Origin of the sequence: Acidisoma sp. (genome assembly GCF_965199065.1) — a bacterium.
GTDB lineage: Bacteria > Pseudomonadota > Alphaproteobacteria > Acetobacterales > Acetobacteraceae > Acidisoma.
Genome location: NZ_CBDAQN010000001.1, coordinates 1,146,036 through 1,170,309, shown reverse-complemented (window position 1 = coordinate 1,170,309; position 24,274 = coordinate 1,146,036). Strand labels below are relative to the sequence as shown.

The 24,274-nt window shown below is 66.8% G+C and carries 23 protein-coding genes; 12 read left to right on the top strand and 11 right to left on the bottom strand.

What is annotated here, in order from left to right:
- The first annotated feature begins 7 nt into the window (after window positions 1-7).
- On the top strand, window positions 8-436 hold the full coding sequence (locus tag ACOEQ1_RS05465) for a lytic transglycosylase domain-containing protein (RefSeq protein ID WP_419758201.1): 429 nt from the start codon (window positions 8-10) through the stop codon (window positions 434-436).
- Here ACOEQ1_RS05465 and ACOEQ1_RS05460 read toward each other — a convergent pair.
- A complete protein-coding gene (locus ACOEQ1_RS05460; RefSeq protein ID WP_419758200.1) occupies window positions 408-1,010 on the bottom strand; it encodes a TetR/AcrR family transcriptional regulator in 603 nt (200 codons plus the stop codon). The two genes, ACOEQ1_RS05465 and ACOEQ1_RS05460, sit on opposite strands and share 29 nt — an antisense overlap.
- A 52-nt stretch (window positions 1,011-1,062) precedes the next feature.
- Here ACOEQ1_RS05460 and ACOEQ1_RS05455 point away from each other — a divergent pair, with 52 nt between their 5' ends.
- The gene (locus ACOEQ1_RS05455; protein WP_419758199.1) at window positions 1,063-1,509 is read left to right on the top strand and encodes a monooxygenase family protein; all 447 of its coding nucleotides are present in this window, start codon (window positions 1,063-1,065) and stop codon (window positions 1,507-1,509) included.
- 36 nt (window positions 1,510-1,545) lie between these two features.
- Here ACOEQ1_RS05455 and ACOEQ1_RS05450 read toward each other — a convergent pair whose 3' ends face one another.
- A complete protein-coding gene (locus ACOEQ1_RS05450) occupies window positions 1,546-2,580 on the bottom strand; it encodes an aldo/keto reductase (protein ID WP_419758198.1) in 1,035 nt (344 codons plus the stop codon).
- A 230-nt stretch (window positions 2,581-2,810) separates the two neighbouring features.
- Here ACOEQ1_RS05450 and ACOEQ1_RS05445 point away from each other — a divergent pair, with 230 nt between their 5' ends.
- Window positions 2,811-3,233, top strand: coding sequence for a hypothetical protein (locus ACOEQ1_RS05445; protein ID WP_419758197.1), 423 nt, complete (start codon window positions 2,811-2,813; stop codon window positions 3,231-3,233).
- Window positions 3,234-3,268: 35 nt separating this feature from the next.
- Here ACOEQ1_RS05445 and ACOEQ1_RS05440 read toward each other — a convergent pair whose 3' ends face one another.
- From ACOEQ1_RS05440 to ACOEQ1_RS05405, 8 genes are all read right to left on the bottom strand, one after another.
- Window positions 3,269-3,841 carry a class I SAM-dependent DNA methyltransferase gene (locus ACOEQ1_RS05440; RefSeq protein WP_419758196.1) on the bottom strand — a complete coding sequence of 191 codons (573 nt, stop codon included), beginning with the start codon at window positions 3,839-3,841 and terminating at the stop codon, window positions 3,269-3,271.
- Window positions 3,838-4,569: a PIG-L deacetylase family protein gene (locus ACOEQ1_RS05435; protein WP_419758195.1), complete on the bottom strand. Its 732-nt coding sequence runs from the start codon at window positions 4,567-4,569 to the stop codon at window positions 3,838-3,840. Before ACOEQ1_RS05435 ends, ACOEQ1_RS05440 begins: the two co-directional genes overlap by 4 nt.
- Before the next feature lie 24 nt (window positions 4,570-4,593).
- Entirely contained in the window at window positions 4,594-5,709 is a 1,116-nt protein-coding gene (locus ACOEQ1_RS05430; protein ID WP_419758194.1) for an acyl-CoA dehydrogenase, read from the bottom strand.
- Window positions 5,697-6,803: a glycosyltransferase family A protein gene (locus ACOEQ1_RS05425; RefSeq protein WP_419758193.1), complete on the bottom strand. Its 1,107-nt coding sequence runs from the start codon at window positions 6,801-6,803 to the stop codon at window positions 5,697-5,699. The genes ACOEQ1_RS05430 and ACOEQ1_RS05425 overlap by 13 nt, the downstream gene beginning before the upstream one ends.
- Before the next feature lie 61 nt (window positions 6,804-6,864).
- A complete protein-coding gene (locus ACOEQ1_RS05420; RefSeq protein ID WP_419758192.1) occupies window positions 6,865-7,668 on the bottom strand; it encodes a S49 family peptidase in 804 nt (267 codons plus the stop codon).
- Window positions 7,669-7,675: 7 nt separating this feature from the next.
- Window positions 7,676-10,303 (bottom strand): mechanosensitive ion channel family protein, encoded by a 2,628-nt coding sequence (locus ACOEQ1_RS05415; RefSeq protein WP_419758191.1) that lies wholly within the window; start codon window positions 10,301-10,303, stop codon window positions 7,676-7,678.
- 92 nt (window positions 10,304-10,395) lie between these two features.
- Window positions 10,396-11,997 carry a gamma-glutamyltransferase family protein gene (locus tag ACOEQ1_RS05410; protein WP_419758190.1) on the bottom strand — a complete coding sequence of 534 codons (1,602 nt, stop codon included), beginning with the start codon at window positions 11,995-11,997 and terminating at the stop codon, window positions 10,396-10,398.
- A 3-nt stretch (window positions 11,998-12,000) separates the two neighbouring features.
- Window positions 12,001-12,702: a glutathione S-transferase family protein gene (locus tag ACOEQ1_RS05405; RefSeq protein ID WP_419758189.1), complete on the bottom strand. Its 702-nt coding sequence runs from the start codon at window positions 12,700-12,702 to the stop codon at window positions 12,001-12,003.
- Between the two features lie 191 nt (window positions 12,703-12,893).
- On the opposite strand from ACOEQ1_RS05405, the gene ACOEQ1_RS05400 reads away from it, so the two are divergent.
- The 8 genes from ACOEQ1_RS05400 (at window position 12,894) to ACOEQ1_RS05365 (ending at window position 21,870) form a co-directional block, all read left to right on the top strand.
- A complete protein-coding gene (locus ACOEQ1_RS05400; RefSeq protein WP_419758188.1) occupies window positions 12,894-14,930 on the top strand; it encodes an AsmA family protein in 2,037 nt (678 codons plus the stop codon).
- A 77-nt stretch (window positions 14,931-15,007) separates the two neighbouring features.
- Window positions 15,008-16,075, top strand: coding sequence for a dipeptidase (locus ACOEQ1_RS05395; protein WP_419758187.1), 1,068 nt, complete (start codon window positions 15,008-15,010; stop codon window positions 16,073-16,075).
- Window positions 16,053-16,880: an aldo/keto reductase gene (locus tag ACOEQ1_RS05390; RefSeq protein ID WP_419758186.1), complete on the top strand. Its 828-nt coding sequence runs from the start codon at window positions 16,053-16,055 to the stop codon at window positions 16,878-16,880. Before ACOEQ1_RS05395 ends, ACOEQ1_RS05390 begins: the two co-directional genes overlap by 23 nt.
- 10 nt (window positions 16,881-16,890) lie before the next feature.
- A complete protein-coding gene (locus ACOEQ1_RS05385; protein ID WP_419758185.1) occupies window positions 16,891-17,880 on the top strand; it encodes an aldo/keto reductase in 990 nt (329 codons plus the stop codon).
- Window positions 17,881-17,925: 45 nt separating this feature from the next.
- Window positions 17,926-18,786: an oxidoreductase gene (locus ACOEQ1_RS05380; protein WP_419758184.1), complete on the top strand. Its 861-nt coding sequence runs from the start codon at window positions 17,926-17,928 to the stop codon at window positions 18,784-18,786.
- 13 nt (window positions 18,787-18,799) lie between these two features.
- The gene (locus ACOEQ1_RS05375) at window positions 18,800-19,786 is read left to right on the top strand and encodes an aldo/keto reductase (protein WP_419758183.1); all 987 of its coding nucleotides are present in this window, start codon (window positions 18,800-18,802) and stop codon (window positions 19,784-19,786) included.
- A gap of 54 nt (window positions 19,787-19,840) precedes the next feature.
- On the top strand, window positions 19,841-20,572 hold the full coding sequence (locus ACOEQ1_RS05370; RefSeq protein ID WP_419758182.1) for a GntR family transcriptional regulator: 732 nt from the start codon (window positions 19,841-19,843) through the stop codon (window positions 20,570-20,572).
- A complete protein-coding gene (locus ACOEQ1_RS05365; protein WP_419758181.1) occupies window positions 20,569-21,870 on the top strand; it encodes a cation:proton antiporter in 1,302 nt (433 codons plus the stop codon). The genes ACOEQ1_RS05370 and ACOEQ1_RS05365 overlap by 4 nt, the downstream gene beginning before the upstream one ends.
- On the opposite strand, the gene ACOEQ1_RS05360 is transcribed toward ACOEQ1_RS05365, so the two are convergent.
- On the bottom strand, window positions 21,867-22,805 hold the full coding sequence (locus tag ACOEQ1_RS05360) for a ferritin-like domain-containing protein (RefSeq protein WP_419758180.1): 939 nt from the start codon (window positions 22,803-22,805) through the stop codon (window positions 21,867-21,869). The two genes, ACOEQ1_RS05365 and ACOEQ1_RS05360, sit on opposite strands and share 4 nt — an antisense overlap.
- 115 nt (window positions 22,806-22,920) lie before the next feature.
- Here ACOEQ1_RS05360 and ACOEQ1_RS05355 point away from each other — a divergent pair, with 115 nt between their 5' ends.
- Entirely contained in the window at window positions 22,921-24,255 is a 1,335-nt protein-coding gene (locus tag ACOEQ1_RS05355) for an MATE family efflux transporter (protein ID WP_419758179.1), read from the top strand.
- The last annotated feature ends 19 nt before the right edge of the window (window positions 24,256-24,274 follow it).

The following is a 24,274-nucleotide window of genomic DNA, read 5'->3' as shown; positions in this document are numbered from 1 at the left end:
CCCAATCATGATTCCCTACTACGCCTGCATGGTGGCGGCGGAAACCCACTACCGCCTGCCGGTGCACGCCTTGCCCGCCATCCAGAAAGCAGAAGGCGGCTACATCGGGGCGGTTCGCGCCGACCGGGACGGCTCACACGATCTCGGCCTGATGCAGGTCAATACCCGCTGGATCCTGCCGCTGGCCCGGTTCATGAGCCTGCCGCCACAGACGGTCACGGTCCGCCTCATCCTCAGCCCCTGCTTCAATATCGCGAGCGCCGCCCTCATTCTCCATGGCTATGTGGAGGAGACGCACGGCAACATCTGGCAGGCGATCGGCGACTACCATTCTCACACGCCGGGACTGAACACCGCCTACCGCTTCCGCGTCCTGCAGGAATCGATGCTGCTGCCGCCGATCAGGATCACGTCCCGGAAGCGCCACCGCCGCTAGGCGCACTCTGCTGCAGGAAGGCGGCGGCGACCATGCGGGCCAGTGCCTCCGGCGTCGTGCCGCCGGTGTCGATCTGCCCGTCGATGATGAGCGAGGCCAACCCATGGACGACGGACCAGCAGGCAAGCGTCCTGCTCTGCCGCAACGACGGCGCCGTCTCGGCCGCCACCCGTGCGGCCAGCACGCTGTGGGACTGCTCCTGGTCATGCCTGAGTTTCGGATGCGGCGCCTGCCGCGGCGGCCCGAACATGAGCCTGAACAAGGCCGGCTGCTCGCAGGCGAAGCGCACGTATGCCACGCCCTGCTCGAGCAGCGCGCGATCGGGCGGCACGCTCCCGTCGGCGGCCTCGAGCGCCGCTCTGAATTCGCGGAAACCATCCGCCGCAACCGCTGCCAGCAACGCCTCCTTGTCCGGGAAGTGGCGGTAGGGCGCCATCGCCGATACGCCGGCCCGCCGTGCCACCGCCCTCAGAGACAACGCCTCCGTGCCGCTCTCGGCGAGAAGCACCCTCGCTGCGTTTATCAGCGCGGCAGGCAGGTCGCCGTGATGATAAGCCCGATCAGATGTTGACATCGTAAACAACCCACTTCATGTTGTCGTTGTAAACATGTGGAGGGCATCCGTCATGTCCCATTCGACGAAAGTGTCTGTCGATCTCTCGCCTTATCCGGATCTGGTCGTGGTCTACCTTGGCTTTCGCGCGCGGGGCCTATCGGGCATTCGCCGGATGATGAGCCTCGGCAAGGGCTTCCGAGCCATCGAGGAGAGCCCGCCGGATGGGCTTTTGCGAAACGAGTTCGTGTTGTGGGGTTGGATGCACGTCGGCATGCGGCAGTACTGGCGCGACCTGACGAGCCTGGAGGTCTTCACCCGATCGGCGCCGCATTCCGGGTGGTGGCAGGCCTTCGCGCGTGGGGCAGGGGGTTCCGGCTTCTGGCACGAAAGCTATCGCCGCGCGGGCGGCATCGAGGGCATCTATATGGACATGCCCCCGACGGGCCTCGGCGCATTCGCCCCCTCGCGAGCGCCGGCGGGCGACTTCAAGACCGCACGTCAACGTCTTGCGGCTTAGGAGGCACCTCGAGGCACAGTCCGGAACGAACCGCGTCTACGCGGCCACAGCTGGCTGCACCGGCCCTTGTCCGGCACCCGTCTCCCGGATCGCCGCGGCGATCTCATCCAGTTCGGACTGGGACAGGGTCAACCGCGCGCCGCCGACCCAGCCGTCCACCTGCTGCGGGCTGCGCGCCCCCACGATCGCGCCGGTGACGGCCGGCCAAGCCAGCACCCAGGCGATCGCGACTGCGGGCGTCGGGAGGCGATGGCGGTCCGCGATCGACTTCAGCGCCTCAGCCAAAGCCAGGTTGCGACGCAGCTTCTCGCCCCTGAAATTGTCGCTGCGAGAGCGCCAGTCATCGTCGTCGAGGTTTGCCGCGCGCATCTCCGTGAAGCTGCCTGTCAGCAGCCCGGCCTGCATCGGGCTGTAGACGATAACGCCGGTGCCGTGGGCCTCGCACCATGGCAGCACGCTCTCGGCCGCTCCACGCTCGATCGCGGAGAACGGCGGCTGCAGCGTGTCGACATGGCCGACCGCTTCGGCGGCGGCGAGCTGAGCCGCATCGTGGTTGGAGAGCCCAACCGCGCGAACCTTGCCCTCCGCCTTCAGGTCGAGAAGCGCCTGCCAGTAATCCTCGATCGGAGTGCCGTCCTGGGCAGGCCAGTGCATCTGGTAGAGATCGATCCGCTCGACGCCCAGTCGCCGCAGGGAGGCTTCGACTTCGCGGCGGATGCTGTCGGGTTGTCCGACGCGCTTGGGGAACGCGCGCGGGTCGGCTTCATCCCAGATCAGGCCGCCTTTGGTAAAGACGAACGGCCGGGTGTCCGGCGGCATACGGCGAAGCGCTTCGCCCACAACCGTTTCCGACCGGCCGAGGCCATACACCGCTGCGGTGTCTATCCAGTTGACCCCCTGACGCTCCACAGCATGTCGGATGGCGGCGATCGAGTCTTCGTCATCCTGGCTGCCCCATCCGGCAGCCCAGTCGCCACCGCCGAGCGCCCAGGCGCCAAAGCCGACGGGGGTTATTTTCATGTCGGTTTGGCCCAGCCGGCGAAGCGGCATGGCCTGTTGGCGATCACTCAAGGTCGAACCTCCTTTGATTATGGCGTCGGCCTTAAATATGGGACGTCTTCAGCCTGTCGCACCCGTGGCACACGAAGACCTGCGCTCACCGGCACCTTTGACTTACCATAATATATCTTCTGCAATGTCCTGAGATGCGTGACTGGTCGCGTCTGCGGGCCTGCTCCTCGTTAAACTTGCAGCCATAATTTGTTGCTATCTTTGGCCGGAGATGCGGTTGAGGGGCCGAAATGGCGCAAAGCACTGCAAAGGGGCCGTCCATGGGCCTGCGGCGCATCATGGTCGAGGCGGCCGAAAAAGAACTGGTCTTTTTGCGCGCCCAGCGGCGCCCGATTTCAGGCGTCGCCTATAATGCACAAAAGTGCCATCTCGTGCCTGACGCGCCGGATGCAGAAGGCACCGTCAGTTACTCGTGCAAAATCGCCGACGTTTCCGCAACCGGCTTCGGCGTGGTGTGCCGTATGGCCCAAAAAACTCCGGCTCTGTTTGAGGTAGGTGCGTTCATGACGCTCGAAGCCGGTGACGGCACGCGTTTGCGGGTTCAGATCCAGTGGGTCAGGAGCGGCCGCCTGGGGCTAAAACGCATCGCCTCGAAGGCCGCCAAGCCGGCAGGTCTTGCCGAGCGCCCTCGCCTCCACGGGTCCAAACCCTAGATTTGCACCAGGTGAGCGGCGCCTCGGGATGGCGGTCAAGAGCCTCGCAGAAGCTCCAGCCTGTAAAGCTCCGCCCGCTCCCGCCGGGCCACGGGAAGGCCCGCCGCCTTGAGAAAAGCGTCCGCCGCCTGGTCGCCCGGTTGCGGCGGCTCCGAATTGCCAATCCAGTTGACGAGCAGAACAGTGCCCTCCGGCCGCAGGCTGCGACGCACATGAGCAGCGGTCGCAGTAATGTCCTCGGGGCTCAGAAAATAAAGCACCTCGGAGAGCAGGATGAGGTCGAAGCCTTCCTCCGGCCACATATCCGGTATGGCCTTTCGCTCGAAACGGACGTGCGGCAGATCCCGGCATCGCTGCCGCGCCTCAACCAAGGGCGCCTCGGCGATATCGAGCCCAAGGAAGGCGTCGCAAAGTGGTGCCACCCGTTGCGACAGAACTCCGAGCGAGCACCCGACCTCCAGCGCCGAACGGTAGCGGCGGTCGGCGATCGCCGCTACCGTTGCTTCGTATTTTGCAGCCTCGTAAGCGCTTGTCTTGAACTGCCACGGATCAGGATCCGCCGCATACATCGCCTCGAAATAGGCAGCGTCCCGGGAGCGGTCACTCATGAAACGAGAAAGGTTTCCACGGGACGGCGAAATACCGAAAGCAGAGTGTCCGGCAACGTAAAGCCCTCCAGGTCATCCGTGATGACCCCGCCGTATTGCGTCGCGTGGGTCATGATCGCCTTCTGCTTCAGCTCCAGCTCGCCCTTGATGTCCAGGCGATAGCCACGAGGCTGCGGCTCATCCACCTCGGCATCGTCGGGAAGTGTCCAGCCCCAGACCGGATAACTGACCAGCGGAATTCCCTCCCGCGCGGCGACATGTTCGGCCAGGGTCGCCGCAGCCACATGATCGCAATGCGGATCGTGCCGCCAGGTCGAGAAGATGATGTTGCAGCCCTGTTGCTCGCAGATCCCGGCGATCCGGCGGGCGGCAAGGCTGAAGCCCGGCCCGGCGCAAGGCAGGCTGGAATCCGTCTGCCCGAGGAACCAGGTCCGGCCGTGCGGCAACCCGAGCAGCAACAACGCCTCCCTCGCTTCCTCTTCACGGAGATGACGCAGCCGCTCCGGCGGATGACTGAGGGATTTCGGGTGCGACTGGCACCCGTCGGTCAGGATGACCACGTGCGGCGGATTACCGGCAGCACAGCATTGCGCGATCAATCCGCCACAGCCGATGCTCTCGTCATCCGGATGCGGCGCGAGAATGAGTGGCACCCTGCCCTGCAGGATCGCTTCCAGGTCCACCAGCGGCAGTTCGTTCCAGGCGTGCCGCACCGCATCCATACGCATTGTCTCAGCCTCCTTAACGCCATTCTAAGATGGAACCGGGAGACCATTTAGCATGAAGTAGCCGGCGGCGTTATGAAGGACCTCGTCGGCTGCCGGCTGCCTGAGGTAGGTCTCGAGATCGCGAGCGACTTGTTCCACCGGATTGCTGGTCATGAAGGCCGCGAGGCCGAGCGACCTCTGCACAAGCTCGACACCGTCCAGGCAGGCGCGCTCGACCGCGATGCGCGCGAGGCCCACGGTCGCCACGATGGCGGCATCGTCCGCCTCCCCGTCCTCGGCCATCCTGCCTGCACGCTCCAGCCAAAGCCGTCCCGTTTCATGCCCGATGAGCGCCTGCCCGAAACGGGCCCGCTGATGCGGGTCGGCCGCACGCCCACGGTCCGTCAGCTGGGTCCGCAGCAGATCGAGGAGCCGGTAGAGGCCGCCCAGCGCCACCGCGGAGCTACGCCATGCCCCGGCCGAGAAGTCAGGCTCGCGCAGATAATCGTCTGCGCTGCCGACAACCCGGTCGGCGCTCGTCGCGATGCCGGTAAAATCCACCTGCCCCGTCACCGCCGCACGCATCCCGGAAAGGCTTGCGGATAAAGGCGAGACGCGTTCGCCGGCGCCCAACTCGACGATCAGCAGCCGCGTCTCGTCATGATACTCGGCCGTCACCAGGGCGTGGCTCGCATGTCCTGCACCGGAGCAGAACATCTTCGCGCCGACGAGTACCATCGCATCGCCCTGAGCCGTCACCCGCAATCCGTTTTCCGGTGGATCCGTCACCCACAGCGCGAAGAGCGCGCCGCCGCGGACGGCCTCGGCAACGAACGCCTGCTGATCCGCATTACCATACCGGACCACGATCCGAAGCGCGTTGACATGGGCCTCGAGCAACCGGCCGAGCGGCAAGCCAGCCTGACCCAGAAGATGCAGGAAATCGAGCAGCACGCCCCCGCGGTGCCGTTCGGTGCCGAGGCCAAGCCCGCCGGCGGCGATCGGCAACGGCGCCGTCAGAGCACCCGCCTCCGTCAGCATCCGCATCGCGTCGCCCGGAAACTCTGCCCGGTCCGGAACCAGGCCCGCCGCCTGCAGCGGCTGCACTACAGCGCGGACACGTTCCAGTTCATCCGCCGGAAGCCCGATCAGCGCATCCATTCTGCCACCTTCGCGTGTTGCGGCGCGTGCCTCGGTAGGCTGCTCTTGAGCCGCGCGAGCAGGCGCGTCGCCCGTCCGGCTCCTTCCGCCAGCTCCGTCATCGCAATTGGCTGCCGCCGCAGCGCCGGGCTCGCCGCCTCGATAGCAGCCCAGGCCGCACCGAACCAGGGGCCGCGCATCATGGCGGCAAGGTCCTCGGGCGCTATGCCCAGCGCCGCCGCGAGACTGTCGCCGCCATTGTTGCCGGCCCAGGTTTGCCGCGCCTCGACCCGCAGCCGTGCGCGCCGCATGGCAGCTTCGGGCGCCTCCAGCCGGTCATCGGCCCAACGGTCCTGCACCAGCATCCGGCGCGCGATGGTCGCCGCCATGCCACCTTCGGCGCGTCCGACCACGCGGCCCGAAACCACGACTTCCAGAGCCGGGTCGTGCCGGATCTTGCCGTCGCGCCGCTCGAGCGCCGCGATCAGGGCGCGATCCTCGCCATGAGGCACGGGCGGCACCCCGCCGACGGCGCGATAGACAGCGGCGCCGATGGCGATGCTGGCGCCCGACCGGTGCGTGTGCCGCGGCCACGGGTCGTAAGGGCGCGGATCGATGAGGCTGTCGATCTCGTCCAGCAACTCCGTGTAGCGCGTCTCAGCGGCGTCATCGGCGACGAGATGCGCGGGGATGGCGGCCTCGTCGGCGGGGTCGATCGCCGCCATGCCGCAGACGGCGTCATGTCCCCCGCGCAGCCATGCCAGATTGGCGGCGACCCAGTTCGGTGGCACCCGCCCGTCGGCGTCCGTCGTCAGCAGCGCACCACGCTTGCCGACCAGTTCCGCGGCCAGGTCCATGGCAAGGCGCCGCGCCGTTCCGGCGTTCGCGTCGGCGCCCTGCAACTTGCGCTCGATGATATGGACCGACGTGCGGCTCCCGGCCGCCGTTTCTCGCGCAACCTCAGCCGAACGGTCCGTCGTGTTATTGATCAGCAGGACGACGTGATCGGGAGGTTCGCTCTGTTTGAGCAGAGCCGCGAGACATCCTCCGATTTGGTCCTCCTCGTCACGAACGGGAATGGCGACGGCAGACGGAAAAGCGCGAAGTTGGGCCACGGTCGTTCCAGGAAATGAGAACCTGAAATGGCCGCATGAGGGTATGTACCAAGATCAACCTTTAGCGGAAGCCGTGCGTATCCCGCCACATTTCCGCGACGTCCGCCACCGCCTCGGTTGCTCCGCGCCCCAACAGGCGTAGCAGCGAACGGCGGCTTTTGGGCCGCAACCAGAGGGCCTTCGCCTTGACGCCGCCCATCTCGCGCACGAGCCCGTCGACATCGCCGAGCGCGTCGACGAGCCCGGCCGCCAATGCCCGCGAGCCGATCATGTAGCTGCCATCGAACAGCTCCTCCTCCGGGGCAAGGAGGCGTCCGGCACGCCGGCTACGGACCCAGTCCTTGAAATGGCCGTGCAGATCCTCGAGCAGCGCGCGGGTGAACTCCACGTCCTCAGGCCGCTCCGGGCTGAACGGATCGAGCCGTCCCTTGTTCTTGCCTGCGGTGTAGAGCCGCCGGTCGACATCGAGCCTCGAGAGCAGGCGGTTGACGCCGAAGCCGCCGCCGATGACGCCGATGGAGCCCACGATGCTCATGGGGTTCGCGCGGATCTCATCCGCCGCACAGGCGATCCAGTAGCCGCCGGAGGCGCCGACATCGCCGATCACGGCAGTCACGTGCACACCGGCCTCTTCCGCGCGCCTGCGGATGAACTGGCCGATCAGGTCGGACTGCACCGGCGAGCCGCCAGGGCTTTCCACTGCCAGGATCAGCCGTTTGCCGGCGTTCTTCGCCCGGGCGAGCGCGAACCCGCGTTCCAGCAGCGGCCCAGCCGACTGCACGTTGAGCATGCCGGGCCGGGCGGAGATGACGCCGCGCAGTTCGACGACGGGGATGGGCCGGGCACGCCAGAACAGGAGGGGCATGGCACCCTTATGGCCCGGAACCGCCGGCACGGCGAGGCCGCGCCGCGTCAGGCCGCGCCTCAGCCGGCTGCGCCTCGTCAGGCGGCGCCTCAGCAGGCCGCGCCTCGGCAGGCCGCGCCTCGATGGTGGGCCTCTCGGCCGGGCGTGTGGGCATCTCCGGCATCTCGACGCGCACATCCAGCGGGTGCTGAAAGCCCATGATGCTGGCGGATGGCATCATACGGATGCCCTTCTCCTGAAAGGCGAGCTTCACCCGGCGGTTGAACTCGCGCTGCACGCCCCAGCGGCCGCCATCGGTGCAAACGATCTGGCCCGCCAGCGTCGCCGTGGTGCCGTCGATCTTGTCGACGCCCCAGAGTTGCAGGTCGCTCAGCATGCCGTCCTTGAACGTGTCCTCTCGCCGCATGTCGAGCGCGATCTGCTTCAGCATCTCGCCCACCTTGTCGGTATCCTCCTCGTAGGAAATGGTGACCGACACGGAGGCGTTGCCCAGCCCCCGGTTGGTGTTCGTGACCGTCGACACGGAGCTGAACGGGATGATGTGGATCGAGCCGTCGCCCGCGCGCAGCCGCAGCGTGCGGATGGAGAGGTTCTCGACCGCGCCCGAAAGGCCCGCGGCGGTCACCCAGTCGCCGACCTGCATGGCATTCTCCAGCAGCAGGAAGATGCCGGTGATGAAGTCCTGCACGAGCTTCTGCGAGCCAAAGCCGATGGCGACGCCGATGATGCTGGCGCCCGCAAGCAGAGGAGCGATGTTCACCCCGATCTCGCTCAGCGCGGTCAGCGCGATGACGACGAGAAGCGCGATCAGCAGCGTGTTGCGCAGCACCGGCACCACCGTGCGCAGGCGCGCGGCGCGGACGTAGGCGCCCTGCTGGGAGAGGTCGTCCATGTAGATCTGCATGACGAAGTTGATCGTTTCCCAGACGATGACCGCGATCACGAGCGTCACCATGATGGTGCCGAGCGAGCTGATCAGACGGCCGCCGAGGCCGCCGACCTCGAACCAGTTCCAGGCGTCGACGCCCCAGCTCTGGAACAGGACCAGGAAGAAAAGGACGCCCATGCCGATCTTGACCAGGGTGCGAAGCGGGGCGTGGTAGCGCATCGCGCGTGCGGTGATCAGCGCATAGCGCGTGCCGGTCTGCGTGTTCGTGCCAACCGAGAAGGCCTTGTCCAGGCCGCCGAGGACCAGGATCGAGACGACCCGGTAGAGCACCAGCAGGCCCATGGTCTTCAGGATCAGGTGGAACGGATGCCCGATCCCGTTGGCGATCGCGGTGGCGTAGACGATCCACACCATGACGATGAGGATGATCGCCTGGATATGCCAGACGCTCGCGAGCCTGGCCTTGAGCTCGTGCCAGACGCTCCGGCTCTCGCCTGGTTGTCCGCGCAGCCAGTCCTCGACCTCGCGACGGCGCTGCAGCACCATGATCACGAGCATGAGGTGGATGATGAGACCGAAGACCCGGCCCACGCCATGCTGCATCTCGTAACTCATGCCGGACATGCCGCCGATCTGGACGACGATGAAGGCCAGCACGATGGCCATCGCTATCCTGCGGCACCAGACAGTGAGGAAGGCGGCCGCCGCATCCGACACATGCAGCAGTCGTAGTTTCGAGCTCGGTGCGCAGAACGCGCCACGCACGATCACGAGCGCCAGCCGCACCACCACATAGGCATTGACGACAGCGGCGATCATCAGCCGCGTCTGCAGGTCATGCGCGAGCGGCGTGGCGAGCAGCACCGTGGCGATGCCGAGGAAGACGATCGGCGGCACCGCATCGAGCGCCATCGCGACGAGGATGAACGGCAGCCGCTTGACCAGCAGCCAGCCGCTTTGCAACGGCTTGAGGCGCTGCAAGGCGGCACGACCGCCGGTGCCCGGCGCGCCTCTGGCAGGCGGAGACGACGCGGCCTCGACGGCGGTCCTGGCGGTGGCGACGCTGTCGGGCAGTTCGGTTGAAGCCTCTGCCGGCAGCCGGTTCGCCTCGGCCGCCTCCGCCTCGGCCTCCACCGCCTCGGCCTCCACCGTCCGCGACCGCCGGCCGAGCCGGTCATAGAGGCGTCGGGTCAGGCGCCAGCCGACGAACTCGAACGCGAAGGCGATTGCCAGCACGAGGATCAGGCGCCAGATCGCGTCGAGGACGGTGGTGAAGATGGTCGGGTTGCGACTGAGGCTGCTCGCCCAGCCTACGAACTCCTGGTAGTCGGTGACGCTGGTGAGCGTTGCCGCGAGGCTGTCGTCGACCTGGGTCATGAGCGTGCCCGTGCCGGTCAGAATGTCGGCCCCCAGACTGTTGGGCTTCAGCGCAACGGCAGGCTTCGCCTTGGCCGTCGTCGTTGTCGTCGTTGTCGTCGGCGTCGGCGTTTTGGAGGCCGCCGGCGCCACCACTGGCATGAGCTTCTGCAGGCTCTGCAAAGTGGTGATGAGCTGCTGCCGCTTCTGCGGGTTCTGCAGCACGGCGAGGAGTTGCTGGGCCTCGGCGCTGGTCAGGCCGCCCGGAGCGCCGCCCGATGTCCCGGTGCTGTCGCCAGCGGGCGTCGCGACGGCCGCTGGCGTGGTGGCGGCCAGCCCGGGTGCGGCCGCACCGGCGAGCAGGGCGAAGACGAGCAGGAATAGAGCCATGGCAGATCGCATGAGCGCTCCCCGATCACGTGCGAGGGGCCGCTGTCAACGTGCAGATCGGCACGCGGCCGGGAGGCTCCTGACCGCGCGCGTCAGTAACCTAGCGCGAGGCCGTCCTTCCGCGGCTCGGAGCCGCCGGTCAGCACGCCGCGCTCCCAGTCGATCCAGATCGCCTGCGCGCCCCCAATCGGATGGTCGGCGGGGATGAGGCGGTGGCCACGCGCCTCCAGCCCGGCGCGAGCGGCCGCCGGCAGTGTCGCCTCCGCCTCGACCAGGGGCGTGCCGGGCACGGGGAACAGACGAGGCAACGCCATCGCGCTCTGCAGGTCCATGCCGTAGTCGACGACCTTGGAGACGAGGTGCGCCTGGCCCATGGCCTGGAAATGGCCGCCCATGACCCCGAAGGACATCGCGACGCGGTCCCCGTTCGTCATCATGCCGGGGATGATCGTGTGCATCGGCTGGCGGCGCGGCGCCAGCGTGTTCGGGTGGCCGGGATCGAGGGTGAAGCTCATCCCCCGGTTGTGCAGCAGCACGCCGCTCTCTGCGGCCACGATGCCGCTGCCGAAGGTGTCGAACACCGAGTTGATGAAGCTCGCCACGTTGCGGTCCCGGTCCACCACGGTGAGGTAGACGGTATCGCGATGCTCGGGTCCGGCAAACGAAGGAAGATCGGTCGCCGCCCGTCCGGGATCGATGCGGGAAGCGAGTTCGGCGGCAAAACCCGGCGACAACAGGCGGTCGCCCGTTGCCGGCGAGCCCTCGGCCAGGATCGCGTTGCGAACCGCGTAGGCGAGCCGCGCGGCCTCGATCTCGATGTGCAGGCGCTCGGCCGCAAGCGGATCGCCGCTTCCGGGGAACGCCGCCAGGATATTCATGATCAGCAGCGCGATGATGCCCTGGCCCGGCGGCGGACATTCATGCACGGCGTAGTCGCGAAAATGGGTGCGGATCGGCGTGACGTAGGCGCCCGCCGCCGCCGCGAAGTCTTCCGCAGTATGGGTGCCGCCCTCGGCCCGCAGCGTCGCCACCATCTCGGCGGCGACCGGGCCCTCGTAGAACGCGCGACGGCCACCCTCGGCGATCGCGCTCAGCGTGCGGGCGAGTGCCGGGAACCGCAAAACGTCGCCGGCAGCGGGCGCGTCGCCCTCCCGCAGGTAGGCAGCCGTCGCGGCCGGGCGCTGGGCCAGCAGGTCGCGGCAGGTCGCCCAGTCGAAGGCGACGCGTGGCGTGACGGCAAATCCTTCGGTGGCCAGCGCGATTGCGGGCTCCAGCAGGCGGGCGAGCGGCAGCCGCCCATGATCGGCGGCGAGCCGGCACCACGCGTCGACCGCGCCCGGGATCGTCACGGCATGGGGCGAATTATGCGGGATGGCCGAGAGCCCCTGCGCCCGGAGCGCCGCCGCATCGGTGCCGGCCGGTGTCCGGCCGGCGCCGTTGAAGGCGTGGATCGTGGACCTGCCGCGCGGCGCATAGAGCACGAAGCAGTCGCCGCCGATGCCGGTCATGCCCGGCTCCACCACACACTGCACGGCGCAGGCCGCAATCGCGGCATCCATCGCGTTGCCGCCCGCCTTCAGCGTCTCGATGGCGGTCAGTGTCGCCGCGGGGTGCGAGGTCGCGGCCATGCCGTGGATGCCGAGCGCCACCGACCGCCCAGGCGCCTCGAAGTCGCGGCCGATGCCGTTCCGCATGGTTCAGGCCGCCGTGTCGTGAGGGGCCGGGGCGATGAAGCGGAACATGTGCCGGCGCGCTTCCGCGTCGGTCTCGGTCTTGAAGCTGTGCCGGTCCTTCAACGCGATGGCGCGGACGGCCGCCGGGCGCGCGCTGATCTCGTCGAACCAGCGCTTGAGGTTCGGCAGCTTTTCCCAGGCGGCGTCGTCCTTCATCAGGAAGGGCAGCATCCGCGACCAGCCCCACAGCGCCATGTCGACGATCGTGTAGGTGTCGCCGAGCATGTAGCGGTGATCCGCCAGCCGGGCGTCGGCGATGCCGTAGTGGCGCTTCGCCTCGAAGGCATAGCGGCTGACGGCGTAATCCTTCGGCTCCGGCGCGAAATGGTGGAAGTGCACAGCCTGGCCCGAATAGGGGCCGACGCCAGTTGCCGTGAACATCAGCCACGAGAGGAACGCGCCGCGCGCCACCGGCGTGTTCTCCGGCAGGAACTGGCCGGTCTTCTCGGCGAGGTAGAGCAGGATGGCGTTGCTGTCGAAGACGGTCACGTCGCCGTCCACGATGACGGGCACCTTGTTGTTGGGGTTCAACGCGGTGAGTTCGGGAGAGAACTGCTCGCCCTTGCGGGTATCGACGGGGATCGGGTCATAGGGCAATCCGGCCTCCTCCAGGAACAGCGCGACCTTCATCGGGTTCGGGGCAAGGCTGTAGTAGAACTTGATCATCTGGTGTTCCTCGGGTTCCACGTCATGACGCGCCTTCTGGCTGCCAGACTTCCGCCGGCGCGTGAAGAGCAGGGAGCGCCGGACCTCCGCCAGATCCTACTTCCGATGTGTCACGCGGATCTTCGTTGGCCAGGCAGGATGTAAATCCGGCGGACCCGCCCACATCCCCCACCACAACAGGGGGTTACGGCATGACGCGGCGCGGGGGTATCAGGCTCGGGCTCTCAATCGGCATCCCTTTGCTCGCTATCGTCCTGCTGATCATCTTCTGGAACTGGGACTGGTTCATCCCGATCGTCGAGAGCCAGGCATCGGCGCAACTCGGCCGGCGCGTCACTCTGACGCACCTGCACGTCCATCTCGGCCGGACCACGCGCATCGTCGCCGATGATGTAGTTGTGAACAACCCCGCCGGCTTTTCCGCGGATGTGCCGCCGCTCGCCCGCATCGCCCATCTCGGCATCGATCTCGACGTGATGGCCTACATCCACAACCGGATCATCTCGATCCCCCGCATCGACGTGAACAACCCGGTGCTCGAAGTGCGTGCGTTGCCCGACGGCACCAACAACTACACGGTCAAGCTCAAGGCCGCCGCTCCCCTCAAGCCCGGCCAGAAGCCGCGCCCCGCGCCCAAGATCGGCGACCTGACGATCGAGGACGGCCACCTTCATGCGCAGATCCCCAAGCTGAAGGCAGACTTCACCGCGAACATCGCGACGCATGCCGCCGAAGGCATCGTCGCCCAGAACGGCGGCACCAGCGAAATCACCGCGAAGGCAACCGGCACCTATGCCGGCCATCCGGTCACCGCCAGCCTCATCGCCGGCGCCATCCTGACCGTCACCGATAAAGCCAAGCCGTTCCCGCTCGACCTTAAGATCGCCAATGGCGACACCCATGTCGCGCTGACCGGGACGATCCAGGACCCGCTGGCCTTCGAGGGCACCAATCTCAAGCTCGTGCTGTCAGGCACGAACATGGATGACCTCTATCCGTTGACCGGCATCCCCATCCCGAGCACGCCGGCCTACCGCATCAGCGGCCAGCTCGATTACGTGACGGCGACCAAGAGCATCCGCTTCAACGATTTCGAGGGCGTCGTCGGGAACAGCGACGTCGAGGGCACCATCGCCGAGGCGCCGCAGGGCAAAAAGCCCGACGTGACCATGAACCTCTCCTCCCGCCGCGTGGATCTCGCCGATCTGGGCGGGTTCATCGGCACCAAGCCGGGCAGCGCCACCACCCGCACCTCGACCGCGGCGGAACGGCGTGACGTGGCGAAATCGACCGCCGACAGCCATAGCCTTTTGCCGACGACGCCCATCAACATGCCCAAGCTCAACGCCGCCAACATCCATCTGAAATATGATGGACATCACATCGAGGGCCGGTCGGTCCCGCTCGACAGTCTCATCGTGACGATGGACATCGTCGACGGCTCGGTCGACCTTCATCCGATCATCTTCACCATCGGCACCGGGCGCGTGCAGGGCGACATCTCGCTGAAGCCCGAAACCGACAAGAACATCAAACTCAACGCGGACATCCACTTCGATCATGTCGATGTGTCGCGGATTATGGCGGCCACTCACGCCTTCCAGGGTGCCGGCGCCGTCGGCGGCCGTGCCGAGATCGACTCCACGGGCAACTCCGTCGCCACCTTCCTCGGCGACGGAAATGGCGGCCTCGACGTCTACATGTCCGGCGGCGACCTCAGCGCGTTGCTGATCGACCTCTCGGGCCTGGAGTTCGGGAAGGCCGTGCTGTCCGCGCTCGGCGTGCCGCAGCGTACGAATGTCGAATGCATGATCGGGGATTTCGACCTGCGGCAGGGGCTCGTCACCACCCGCGCGTTGCTCGTCGATACCGGCGAGGCATTGATCGGCGGTACCGGCGAACTCAATCTCAAGACACAGACGATCAACTTCCAGGCGCAGTCGCGCTCGAAGAACTTCAGCGTCGGCAACCTGCCAACGCCGATCCATGTGACCGGCACGCTCAAGCACCCGAGCGTCGGCGTGGAACTCAAGCCTCTGGCGGTGCGCGGCGGCCTCGCGGTCGCTCTCGGGTTCCTGGCGGCGCCGCTTGCGATCCTGCCGACCATCGAGTTCGGTGTGGGCGATCCGCACCGGTGCGGCGAACTCGTTGCCCAGGTGAAGCATCAGGTAGCCACCGGCACGCCGGGCCGGGCTCTCAAAGGCGTGCCGACCGTGGTCAAGAAATAGCGGGCGTAACTCCGAAGCCGGGCGGCGCTCTTGACGCCGGGGCCGTACCGGCGAAGCTCTCCTCCATGAACGCCCCAATGACGCAGACTGACCGGCAGCTCCATGACGCGCTGCTGACGATCGATAGCCATATAGACATCCCCTGGCCGCCCGGCCCCAGCGCCTTCGAGGACGGGCCGCGCCGGGTGGACCTGCCGAAGATGCGCCGCGGCGGCATCGGTGCGGGTTGCTTCGCGGCCTACATCCCGCAGGGCCGCCGTGACGCCGCAGGGCACGCCGCCGCCCATGAGCGCGCACTCGCCATGCTCCACGCCATCCGCGCCATGGGCGGGAACTCCGGCGCCAGTCAGGACGCCGGCACGCCGGGCGCCAAGGGCGTGCCCGGGATCATCGCGACGACCGTCGCCGAGATCGAAGGCGCACGCCTTGCCGGGGGCCCCGCCATCATCCCCGTGGTCGAGAACGGCTACGCCATGGGGGAGACGCTGGATCACCTCGATGCCTACCGGGCGCTCGGCGCGCGCTACATGACGCTGACCCACAATGGCCACAACGCCCTCGCGGACAGTTCGGTGCCACGGAAGGACCTCGGCGATGCGCCGACCCTGCATGGCGGGCTGTCGGACCTCGGCCTCGCCGCCATCGACCGGATGAACCGTCTCGGCATGATGGTGGATGTCTCCCACACCTCGAAGGCCGCGATGCTGCAGGCGGTTCGCGCCTCGCGCACGCCCGTCATCGCCACGCATTCCTCGATCAGGGCGATCTGCGACCATCCCCGCAACCTCGACGACGAACAGCTCGATGCCCTTGCAGCGAGTGGCGGCGTGGTCCAGGTCACGCTCGTTTCCTTCTTCCTCAAGGCGGGAAAAAAGGAGGCGGAGGTTACACTCGGCGACTTCGCGGACCATATCGACTACGCGGTGCGGCGGATGGGCATTGCCCATGTCGGCATCGGCTCGGATTTCGATGGTGGAGGCGGCGTGGTCGGCTGGCGTGATGCCGGTGAGAGCGCGAACGTCACCGCCGAATTGTTGCGGCGCGGTTACGACCGTGCGGCGATTGCGGCGCTATGGGGCGGTAACTTTCTCCGTCTGCTGCGCCTCGCTGAGGAGACTGCCCATGAGAGCAGTACGACTACCTGATGGCCGGGACTTGCCTGTGCTCGGTCTTGGCACCTGGAAGATGGGTGAGGATCGCGCCCGTGTGGCTGACGAGGTTCGGGTCGTGCAGCGCGCGCTCGATCTCGGCATCACGTTGCTCGACACTGCCGAGATCTACGCGAGCGGCCGTTCCGAGCAGGTTGTCGGCGAGGCCATCGCGGGCCGCCGCGATCAGGTGTTTCTGGTCACCAAGGTAGCGCCGAGCAATGCCTCCCGCCGGGGCACGGTCCGCGCCTGCGAGGCCAGCCTGAAGCGGCTCGGCACCGAGGTGATCGACCTCTACTTGCTGCACTGGATCGGCGGCACGCCCATCGGGGAAACAATCGAGGCGTTCGAGACCCTGAAGGCCGAGGGCAAGATCAGGGCCTGGGGCGTGTCGAACTTCGATACGGACGACCTGGAGGCGATGCCCGCCGGCGCCCAGTGCGCCGCGAACCAGGTGCTCTACAACCCGCGCTCACGCGGCATAGAGCACAGTCTGATCCCCTACTGTCAGGCGCATGCCATACCCATCATGGCCTACACGCCTCTCGGTCAGTCCGGTCAGGTGCTCGACAACGCAACCATCGGCGAGATCGCACGCCGCCACGGCGCCACACCGGCGCAGGTGGCGCTCGCCTGGAGCATCCGCAACCCGGGTGTCGTTACCATACCGAAAACTGCAACGCTCGCGCGCGTCGAGGAAAACCTCGGAGCCGCCGAGCTGACGCTGACCGAGGCCGATCTCGCGGATATCGACCGCGCGTTTCCGCCGCCCCGGTCGAAGCGTTCGCTGGAAATGATTTAAGGACGAAGTGATGACGCTTAACACACGAAAACTTGGCGGCCAGGGTCTGGTCGTTTCCGCCATCGGCCTCGGCTGCATGGGAATGAGCCAGTCGTACGGACCTGCGGATGAGCCCGAGTCCATCGCGACGCTGCACCGCTCAATCGAACTGGGCTGCACCTTCCTCGACACCGCCGAGGTGTACGGGCCTTTCACGAACGAGGATCTGCTGGGCCGTGCCCTGGCAGGCAAGCGCGACCAGGTGGTGATCGCCACCAAGTTCGGCTTCAAGATCGAGGACGGCAAGAACCGCGGCACCGACAGCCGGCCCGAGCATATCCGTGAGGTTGTCGAGGCTTCTTTGAAGCGTCTGCGCACGGACCACATCGATTTGCTGTATCAGCACCGGGTCGACCGGAACGTGCCGATCGAGGATGTCGCGGGCGCTGTTGGCGACCTCGTCAAACAGGGCAAGGTGCGTTTCTTTGGCCTGTCCGAAGCCGGTGTCACCAACATCCGGAAGGCGCACGCCGTCCACCCGGTCTCCGCCCTGCAAAGCGAGTATTCGCTATGGGAGCGCAATCTTGAGCGCGACGTCATCCCATGCCTGCGGGAACTCGGCATTGGCCTGGTGCCGTTCTCGCCGCTCGGCCGCGGCTTCCTGACCGGCGAAGTAAAGCGGGCGGAAGAGTATCCGGCGGATGACTTCCGTCGCAACGACCCGCGGTATCAGGGCGAGAACTTCACGGCCAACGTGACGGCAGCCCAGGTCGTGCGGGACATCGCTGAGACGAAGAGCGCCAAGCCGGGACAGATCGCCCTCGCCTGGATTCTTCATAAGGGAGAGGATTTTGTTCCTATCCCCGGGACCAAGCGCCGGCAATATCTCGAGGAGAACGTGGCGGCCGCCTCGATCGCGCTCGACACCGCGCAGATGAAGGCTCTGGATGAGGCTCTGTCTCCCGACCGCATTGCCGGCCCTCGCTACGGCGAGGCGATGATGGCGATGGTCGATCGCTGAGCGGGCGCGTCGCTTTATGAGACACATGAAACCTAGGACACGCAGATGACAAATTCGGAAAAGCCGGTGTGGTTCATCACCGGCTGCTCGACTGGTTTCGGCCGCGAACTTGTGTCGCTTCTGCTCCGCCAGAACTACCGGGTGGTGGCAACGGCGCGCGACGTGACAAAGATTGCTGATCTGATCGAGGGCCATGAGGAGGATGCCCTGGCCCTGCCGTTGGACGTGACGGACGCCGACGCGATCCGTCATGCCATCCGCCAGACCGAGGAGAAGTTCGGCCAGATCGACGTGCTGGTGAACAATGCCGGCTACGGCTACTTCGGCGCGATCGAGGAAGGCGAGGATGCGCCGGTGCGGACGATGTTCGACACCAACGTATTCGGCCTGATCGACATGACGAAGGCGGTTTTGCCGGGCATGCGCAAGCGCCACTCGGGGTTCATCGTGAACCTGTCGTCGATCGGCGGGCTCGTGGCCTTCCCCGGCACCGGCTACTACACGGCGACGAAGCATGCGGTGGAAGCCATCTCCGAGGCGATGTCGCAGGAAGTGGCGCCGCTCGGCATCAAGGTCCTGATCGTGGAGCCCGGTCCGTTCCGCACGGACTTTGCCGGTCGTTCGATCAACATGTCGAAGACGGTCATCGACGATTACGACCAGACCGCGGGCGAGCGTCGCCGCGCGACCCATGCCCGCAACGGCCGCCAGCAGGGTGACCCGGTCCGCGCGGCGCAGGCCATAATCGATGTCGTCGCCTCGCCGGAACCGCCGCTGCGGCTGCTGCTCGGCAAGCCTGCGCTCGAAGGCGCCCGCCGCAAGCTCGAGTTCCTCCGCGCCGACTTCGATGCCTGGGAAGAGACGACGCTCGGCGCCGATTTCCCTGGCGATCACCCGGCCTTCTGAAGGAGACGACCTGATGAAAACGCGCAAGTTGGGGGCACTCGGGCCCCAGGTAAGTGAAATCGGTCTCGGCTGCATGGGCATGTCCGCCTTCTACGGCGGACGCAACGAAGGTGAATCGACAGCGACGCTCGAGCGTGCGGTCGAACTCGGCGTCACCTTCTTCGACAGCGCCGACGTGTATGGCATGGGCGAGAACGAGGAACTGGTCGGCCGCGTGCTCAAGCCGTATCGCGACCGCATCGTGCTGGCGACGAAGTTCGCCAACACCTGGACCGCCGACCGTCAGCGCGGGCCCATTCGCGGCGACGCTGCCTACGTCCGCGAGGCATGCGACGCGAGCCTGAAGCGGCTCGGCTGGGACGTGATCGACCTCTATTACCAGCACCGGGTCGACCCGAACGTGCCGATCGAGGAGACGGTCGGAGCGATGGCCGACCTCGTGCGCGCCGGCAAGGTGCGTTATCTCGGCCTCTCCGAGGCTGGACCCCAGACGATCCGCCGGGCTCATGCCGTACATCCCATCACGGCCCTGCAAACAGAGTATTCGCTCTGGAGCCGCGAGCCTGAGAATGAAATCCTATCAGTGACGAAGGAGCTCGGTATCGCCTTCGTGCCCTACAGTCCGCTGGGTCGTGGCTTTCTGACCGGCCAGATCAAGTCTCCCGACGATCTGGAGAAGGACGATTGGCGCCGCAACATGCCGCGCTTCCAAGGTGAGAACTTCCAGAAGAACGTCGATCTCGCCACGCGCATCCATGACTTCGCGAGCGCCAAGGGCTGCACGCCCGGGCAACTCGCCCTCGCGTGGGTTCTGGCGCAAGGCGAGGACATAATTCCTATCCCTGGGACAAAGAGGAGAAAATTCCTAGAGGAAAACGTGGGCGCTACCAACGTCTCCCTGACCCCGGATGAACTGGGCGAAATCAATCGGATCGTTCCACACGCCGCTTTCCTGGGAGATCGTTACCCTGCGGAAGCGATGCGGGCGCTGAACCTCTGAAACCTGCACTTCATGGTAAAGGCTGGCGAGTTACCCTAGTAATGCTGGCCAGCCATGCGACGTAACCCCTCCCCGACCGACCCTGCCCCAACACGCGCGTCCGCCCATCGCCGCGCGGGCGATGGTCCTGATCGCGTCTACGATGGCCTGCGCCGGGCCATCATCGGGCAGGCGATCCTTCCAGGCGCCAAATTGCCCGAGGGCGAGGTTGCCGGGCGCTTCGGCGTCAGCCGGACCGTGGTGCGTGCGGCCTTTGGCCGCCTCATCGCCGAGGGCCTCGTCGTCCGCTCCAGCAACCAGGGCGCTCGTGTCGCCAAGCCCAGTCAGGACGAAGCTGCCGACATCCTCGATCTACGCCGCAGCATCGAACTCGTGGTCATGGCGCGGCTTGGCGATGGCCGCATAACGGAGGCCGTCCTGCGCGATCTGCGGGCTCATGTCGCCGCGGAGGAGCATGCCCTCGCCGCCGGGGGCTCGGAATCCATTCGGCTCTCCGGCGAGTTCCACGTGCGGCTGGCCGAGGCGACAGGCAGCCCCCTCCTCGCCCGCTACGTCTCCGAGCTGGTTTCGCGCTGCTCGTTGATGCTGTCGGAGCACCACCTTCCCCACTCGGGCCGTTGCGCGGTGCAGGAGCATGACGCGCTCATCGACTGCCTCACCCGATCCGACATGGCCGCAGCCACGGCTGAGATGGCGCACCATCTCACTGCGGTCGCCGAGCGAGCCTTGAAGAAACCCGTTGCGCCATTCTCGGTGCCCGAACTCGCGCGCACTGAGCCGGCATGAACGGCCTCAGCTTCTTCGCGATCCTGGTCACGCTCGCGGCCGTGTTCGGCATGGTCAACTACCGGCTGCTCCGGGTGCATGTCTCGACCGGGGTGCTCATCATCGCCCTCGCCGTCTCGGCGCTGGCGATTGCGATCGACCCCCTGCTCGCCCCGTTCAGCTTCCGGCAGCTCGCCGAGAGCCTGCTCCACACGGTCAACCTGCCGTCGACCTTGATGAACGGCGCGCTCGCCTTCCTGCTCTTCGCCGGCAGCATGCATGTGGATCTCGGGGAGTTGCTGCGCCGGAAATGGACTGTGCTTGCGCTGGCGACCTTCGGCGTCCTGATCGCGGTTGCGGTCTTCGGCCTCGGCATCTGGGGCGTGTTCCACCTGCTGGGTGTCCCCGTGGCGGTCATCTGGTGTCTCGTCCTCGGGGCGATCCTGGCGCCCACCGATCCGGTTTCCGTCGTCGGCCTGCTCCAGCGGCTCGGCCTTCCCCCTTCGTTTCGCGCCATCTTCGCAGGCGAGGCCCTGTTCAACGATGGTGTCGGCGTCGTGGTCTTCTCCGTCCTGATGGGGATCGCCACCGCCGACGGCCAGCTGGAGACGGCGGCGGGCGTCATCTCATCCTTCGTCATCGAGGCTTTCGGGGGTGCTGCATTGGGGTTCGCGACCGGTTGGGTCGCGCTCCGGATGATGCGGCGTGTCGACGAGTACAACCTCGAACTCATCATCTCCCTGGCGCTCGCGACCGGCACCTACAGCCTCGCCAACACCCTGCATCTCTCGGCCCCGATCGCCGTGGTCGTGGCCGGGCTTGCGATGGGCAGCAACGCCGGGCGCACCGCGATGAGCGAGATCACGCATCACCACGTCACCACCTTCTGGTCGCTCATCGACGAGTTGCTGGTCACGCTCCTGTTTCTGCTGATCGGCCTCGAGGTGGTTTCGGTACCGCTGCACGGGCTCGATCTTGCAGCGGCGGCGATCGCGATCCCGTTGGCCTTGGTCGCGCGCGCGATCAGCATCGCCGTGCCGGGGACGCTTTTGCGGCTGCACGACGTCATCGGGTTGCACGCGCTCGCGCTGCTGACCTGGGGCGGGCTGCGTGGCGGCATCTCCGTGGCCTTGGCCCTGAGCCTGCCCGAGGGGGCGCCTCGCCAGCATCTGCTGCCCGCGTGCTATGCCGTCGTCGTCTTCACCATCATCGCACAGGGCCTGAGCATGCCGCGGCTTGTGCGGGTATGCTCCAAGAGTGTCGAGGCGGCTGCGGCGAAGTCCAGAGGCTCCACCGCGGCGGAACAGGTTTCCAGCTAGGCCGCGACCGGCCCGGCGGCCTGCTTCTTCTTCGGCACCCGCATGAACCGGCGCGCAAAGCGCACCATGTTCGGCATGGTCGTCGGCCGCAGCAGGCGCTTGTCGTAGCCTGCGAACCGGCGGTCGTTCTCGGCGAGACAGATGTCCATGAGTTCCGGCAGGCTGACATCGACATCGGAAACTGCGGCGCTGCCGGTCACGGTGAAGTTGTTATCCTGCGACTTGGATTTCCCGTCATCCATGCCGCGCGCGAGCCCGACGCGCTCGTAGCCGAGGAACACCCACACGGCTAGGACGCGCATCTCGAACCAGATGCGCTTGTACCAGGGCATGTTGCGGCGGTGCCATGCGGCCCAGTTCTGGAACAGCAGGATATGCCGCGCCTCCTCCTGGATCACCGGCTCGAACGTATCGACCAGCTCCTGCGGGAAGAAGCCGGACCGCTTGGCCAGCTCGAACAGGCCGAAGGCGAAGAAGCTGTCGACGCATTCGCTGTAGCCGGTGACGAGATAGGCCCATTCGGGGTCGCGCGGCTCGATGTAGGCCGGCTCGGGCTCCAGCGGGATGCCGTAGGCCTCGACGAGGTTCGACAGCACCTCCTTGTGCCGCCCCTCCTCCCAGCCGTTCAGTTCCACTGTCTTGCTCATATCGGGATCGAGACAGGAGCGCGCGTAGGAGAGCATGCGTAGCCGCGCCTTGCCCTCGGTTTGCACCGCGATGTCCCAGATCGGCAGGTTGATGATCCGGGTGCGCGCCTCATCGTCGAGCTTCGGCCAGTCGATGACCGAGGGCTTGTATGGGTTGAACGTCTCGTGGAACATACGGCAGACGGCGGCCTTGTGAGCTTCGCTGCCGATCGGCAGTTCCCGGTCTTCAGCCACCCAGATGCGGGCGGCACGATCGGCGGCCTCGATGGTTGCGGCGTCGGCGAGCATTGTGCAGCCTCTAGTCTGGCGGTTTCGCTGTGCAGCATGAGTGGCCCCCGCTGACCGATCGGTCAAGGGGTGCCTCAGCACTTGCGATAGTACTAGTACTGGGTCAGATCGCCGCATGCCCGTCTCCGCTGCCGTCACCAATCGTCGCATCCTCCGCATCGCCGTGCCGATGATGTTCGCTTATCTCAGCACGGCTTTGGTGGGCGTGGTGTCGACCGCCGCCGTCGGGCATCTCGCCGACCCCGCGCTTTCCGCCGGCATCGCCATTGCCGCCATCCTGTTCGACGTTCTGCTCACCAGTCTCAACTTCTTGCGCAGCGCGACGCTCGGGCTGACCGCGCTCTCGCTCGGTGCCGGCGATGCAAGCGAGGCGCGGGCCGTCTTCCAGCGTTCGCTTCTGCTGGCGCTCCTGCTGGGCGCAGTCATCCTGGCGCTGCGGCGTGTGGAGGCGTCCGTCGGACTGCCTCTGCTCGGCGCCGAGGGCCGTGTTCTCCAGGCGGCGCAAGGCTACGTGCTGCTGCGCGCTCTTTCTGCCCCGGCAGCACTCGGGAACTTCGCGATTCTCGGCGCGCTGCTGGGCCGAGGGCGCGCCGCCGAGGGCCTGGCGCTGCAGATCCTGCTCAACGGGCTCAACATCATCGTCTGCGTCTGGGCGGTGGTGGGGCTCGGCTGGGGCGTTCGAGGCGCCGGCCTCGCGGCGCTGGTCGGCGAGGTCGTGGCGTTTGTCGCCGGGCTGATCGTGCTGCAGCGGCTGTCGGGGCCGCTCGGGAGGGGCCTGCCCGCCGCGATGCGGGATGGCCCCGGGTGGCGCCGCATGGGGGTGCTGAACCTCGACATCCTCATCCGCACCCTGGCGCTTCTTTTTGCCTTCGCCTTCTTCACGCGACAGGGCGCGGCGCTCGGTGCCGTCATCCTGGCGGCGAACGCGGTTCACATGCAGTTCTTCGCCCTCTCGGCCAACTGCCTGGACGGCTTTGCCGCCGCCGCCGAACAGCTTGCGGGCACGATGATCGGGGCGCGCAACCGAAGCGGCTTTCTGCGGGCGGTAAAGCTGAGCATCGGCTGGAGCATGGCCTCGGGGGCCGTCATCACCGTGATCTACCTGGCCTTCGGGCATAATTTCGTGGCGTTGCTGACGGAGGCGCCGGCGGTGCGCGTCGCCGCGGCGCAAAGCCTGATCTGGGCGGCGCTCGTGCCCATGGTGGCGGCGGCGGCCTTCCAGCTCGACGGGGTGTTCATCGGCGCCACCTGGTCCCGCGACATGCGGAACATGATGCTGCTGTCGCTGGGTGTTTTTCTGGCGGCTTGGGCCGTGCTCACGCCGCCATTTGGGAATGCGGGGCTATGGCTCGCCTTGCTGATCTTCCTCGGCACGCGGGGGGTGACGCTAGGCTGGGTGTTGCGCGGCCGGATGCGGTCGATGCGGGTGATTCCGGTGCTTGGCGGCTGAAGATTGCGCTATGCTGCGC

Excerpts from the sequence above, each read along its gene's own strand:
- ACOEQ1_RS05430 (WP_419758194.1), bottom strand. The coding sequence starts at position 5,709 with ATGGATGCGCTGATCGGGCTTCCGGCGGATGAACTGGAACGTGTCCGC.
- ACOEQ1_RS05405 (WP_419758189.1), bottom strand. The coding sequence starts at position 12,702 with ATGATCAAGTTCTACTACAGCCTTGCCCCGAACCCGATGAAGGTCGCG.
- ACOEQ1_RS05380 (WP_419758184.1), top strand. The coding sequence starts at position 17,926 with ATGACAAATTCGGAAAAGCCGGTGTGGTTCATCACCGGCTGCTCGACT.
- ACOEQ1_RS05465 (WP_419758201.1), top strand. The coding sequence starts at position 8 with ATGATTCCCTACTACGCCTGCATGGTGGCGGCGGAAACCCACTACCGC.
- ACOEQ1_RS05460 (WP_419758200.1), bottom strand. The coding sequence starts at position 1,010 with ATGTCAACATCTGATCGGGCTTATCATCACGGCGACCTGCCTGCCGCG.
- ACOEQ1_RS05395 (WP_419758187.1), top strand. The coding sequence starts at position 15,008 with ATGACGCAGACTGACCGGCAGCTCCATGACGCGCTGCTGACGATCGAT.
- ACOEQ1_RS05375 (WP_419758183.1), top strand. The coding sequence starts at position 18,800 with ATGAAAACGCGCAAGTTGGGGGCACTCGGGCCCCAGGTAAGTGAAATC.
- ACOEQ1_RS05385 (WP_419758185.1), top strand. The coding sequence starts at position 16,891 with ATGACGCTTAACACACGAAAACTTGGCGGCCAGGGTCTGGTCGTTTCC.
- ACOEQ1_RS05455 (WP_419758199.1), top strand. The coding sequence starts at position 1,063 with ATGTCCCATTCGACGAAAGTGTCTGTCGATCTCTCGCCTTATCCGGAT.
- ACOEQ1_RS05390 (WP_419758186.1), top strand. The coding sequence starts at position 16,053 with ATGAGAGCAGTACGACTACCTGATGGCCGGGACTTGCCTGTGCTCGGT.
- ACOEQ1_RS05400 (WP_419758188.1), top strand. The coding sequence starts at position 12,894 with ATGACGCGGCGCGGGGGTATCAGGCTCGGGCTCTCAATCGGCATCCCT.
- ACOEQ1_RS05355 (WP_419758179.1), top strand. The coding sequence starts at position 22,921 with ATGCCCGTCTCCGCTGCCGTCACCAATCGTCGCATCCTCCGCATCGCC.
- ACOEQ1_RS05440 (WP_419758196.1), bottom strand. The coding sequence starts at position 3,841 with ATGAGTGACCGCTCCCGGGACGCTGCCTATTTCGAGGCGATGTATGCG.
- ACOEQ1_RS05370 (WP_419758182.1), top strand. The coding sequence starts at position 19,841 with ATGCGACGTAACCCCTCCCCGACCGACCCTGCCCCAACACGCGCGTCC.
- ACOEQ1_RS05435 (WP_419758195.1), bottom strand. The coding sequence starts at position 4,569 with ATGCGTATGGATGCGGTGCGGCACGCCTGGAACGAACTGCCGCTGGTG.
- ACOEQ1_RS05445 (WP_419758197.1), top strand. The coding sequence starts at position 2,811 with ATGGCGCAAAGCACTGCAAAGGGGCCGTCCATGGGCCTGCGGCGCATC.
- ACOEQ1_RS05365 (WP_419758181.1), top strand. The coding sequence starts at position 20,569 with ATGAACGGCCTCAGCTTCTTCGCGATCCTGGTCACGCTCGCGGCCGTG.
- ACOEQ1_RS05415 (WP_419758191.1), bottom strand. The coding sequence starts at position 10,303 with ATGGCTCTATTCCTGCTCGTCTTCGCCCTGCTCGCCGGTGCGGCCGCA.
- ACOEQ1_RS05410 (WP_419758190.1), bottom strand. The coding sequence starts at position 11,997 with ATGCGGAACGGCATCGGCCGCGACTTCGAGGCGCCTGGGCGGTCGGTG.
- ACOEQ1_RS05360 (WP_419758180.1), bottom strand. The coding sequence starts at position 22,805 with ATGCTCGCCGACGCCGCAACCATCGAGGCCGCCGATCGTGCCGCCCGC.
- ACOEQ1_RS05420 (WP_419758192.1), bottom strand. The coding sequence starts at position 7,668 with ATGCCCCTCCTGTTCTGGCGTGCCCGGCCCATCCCCGTCGTCGAACTG.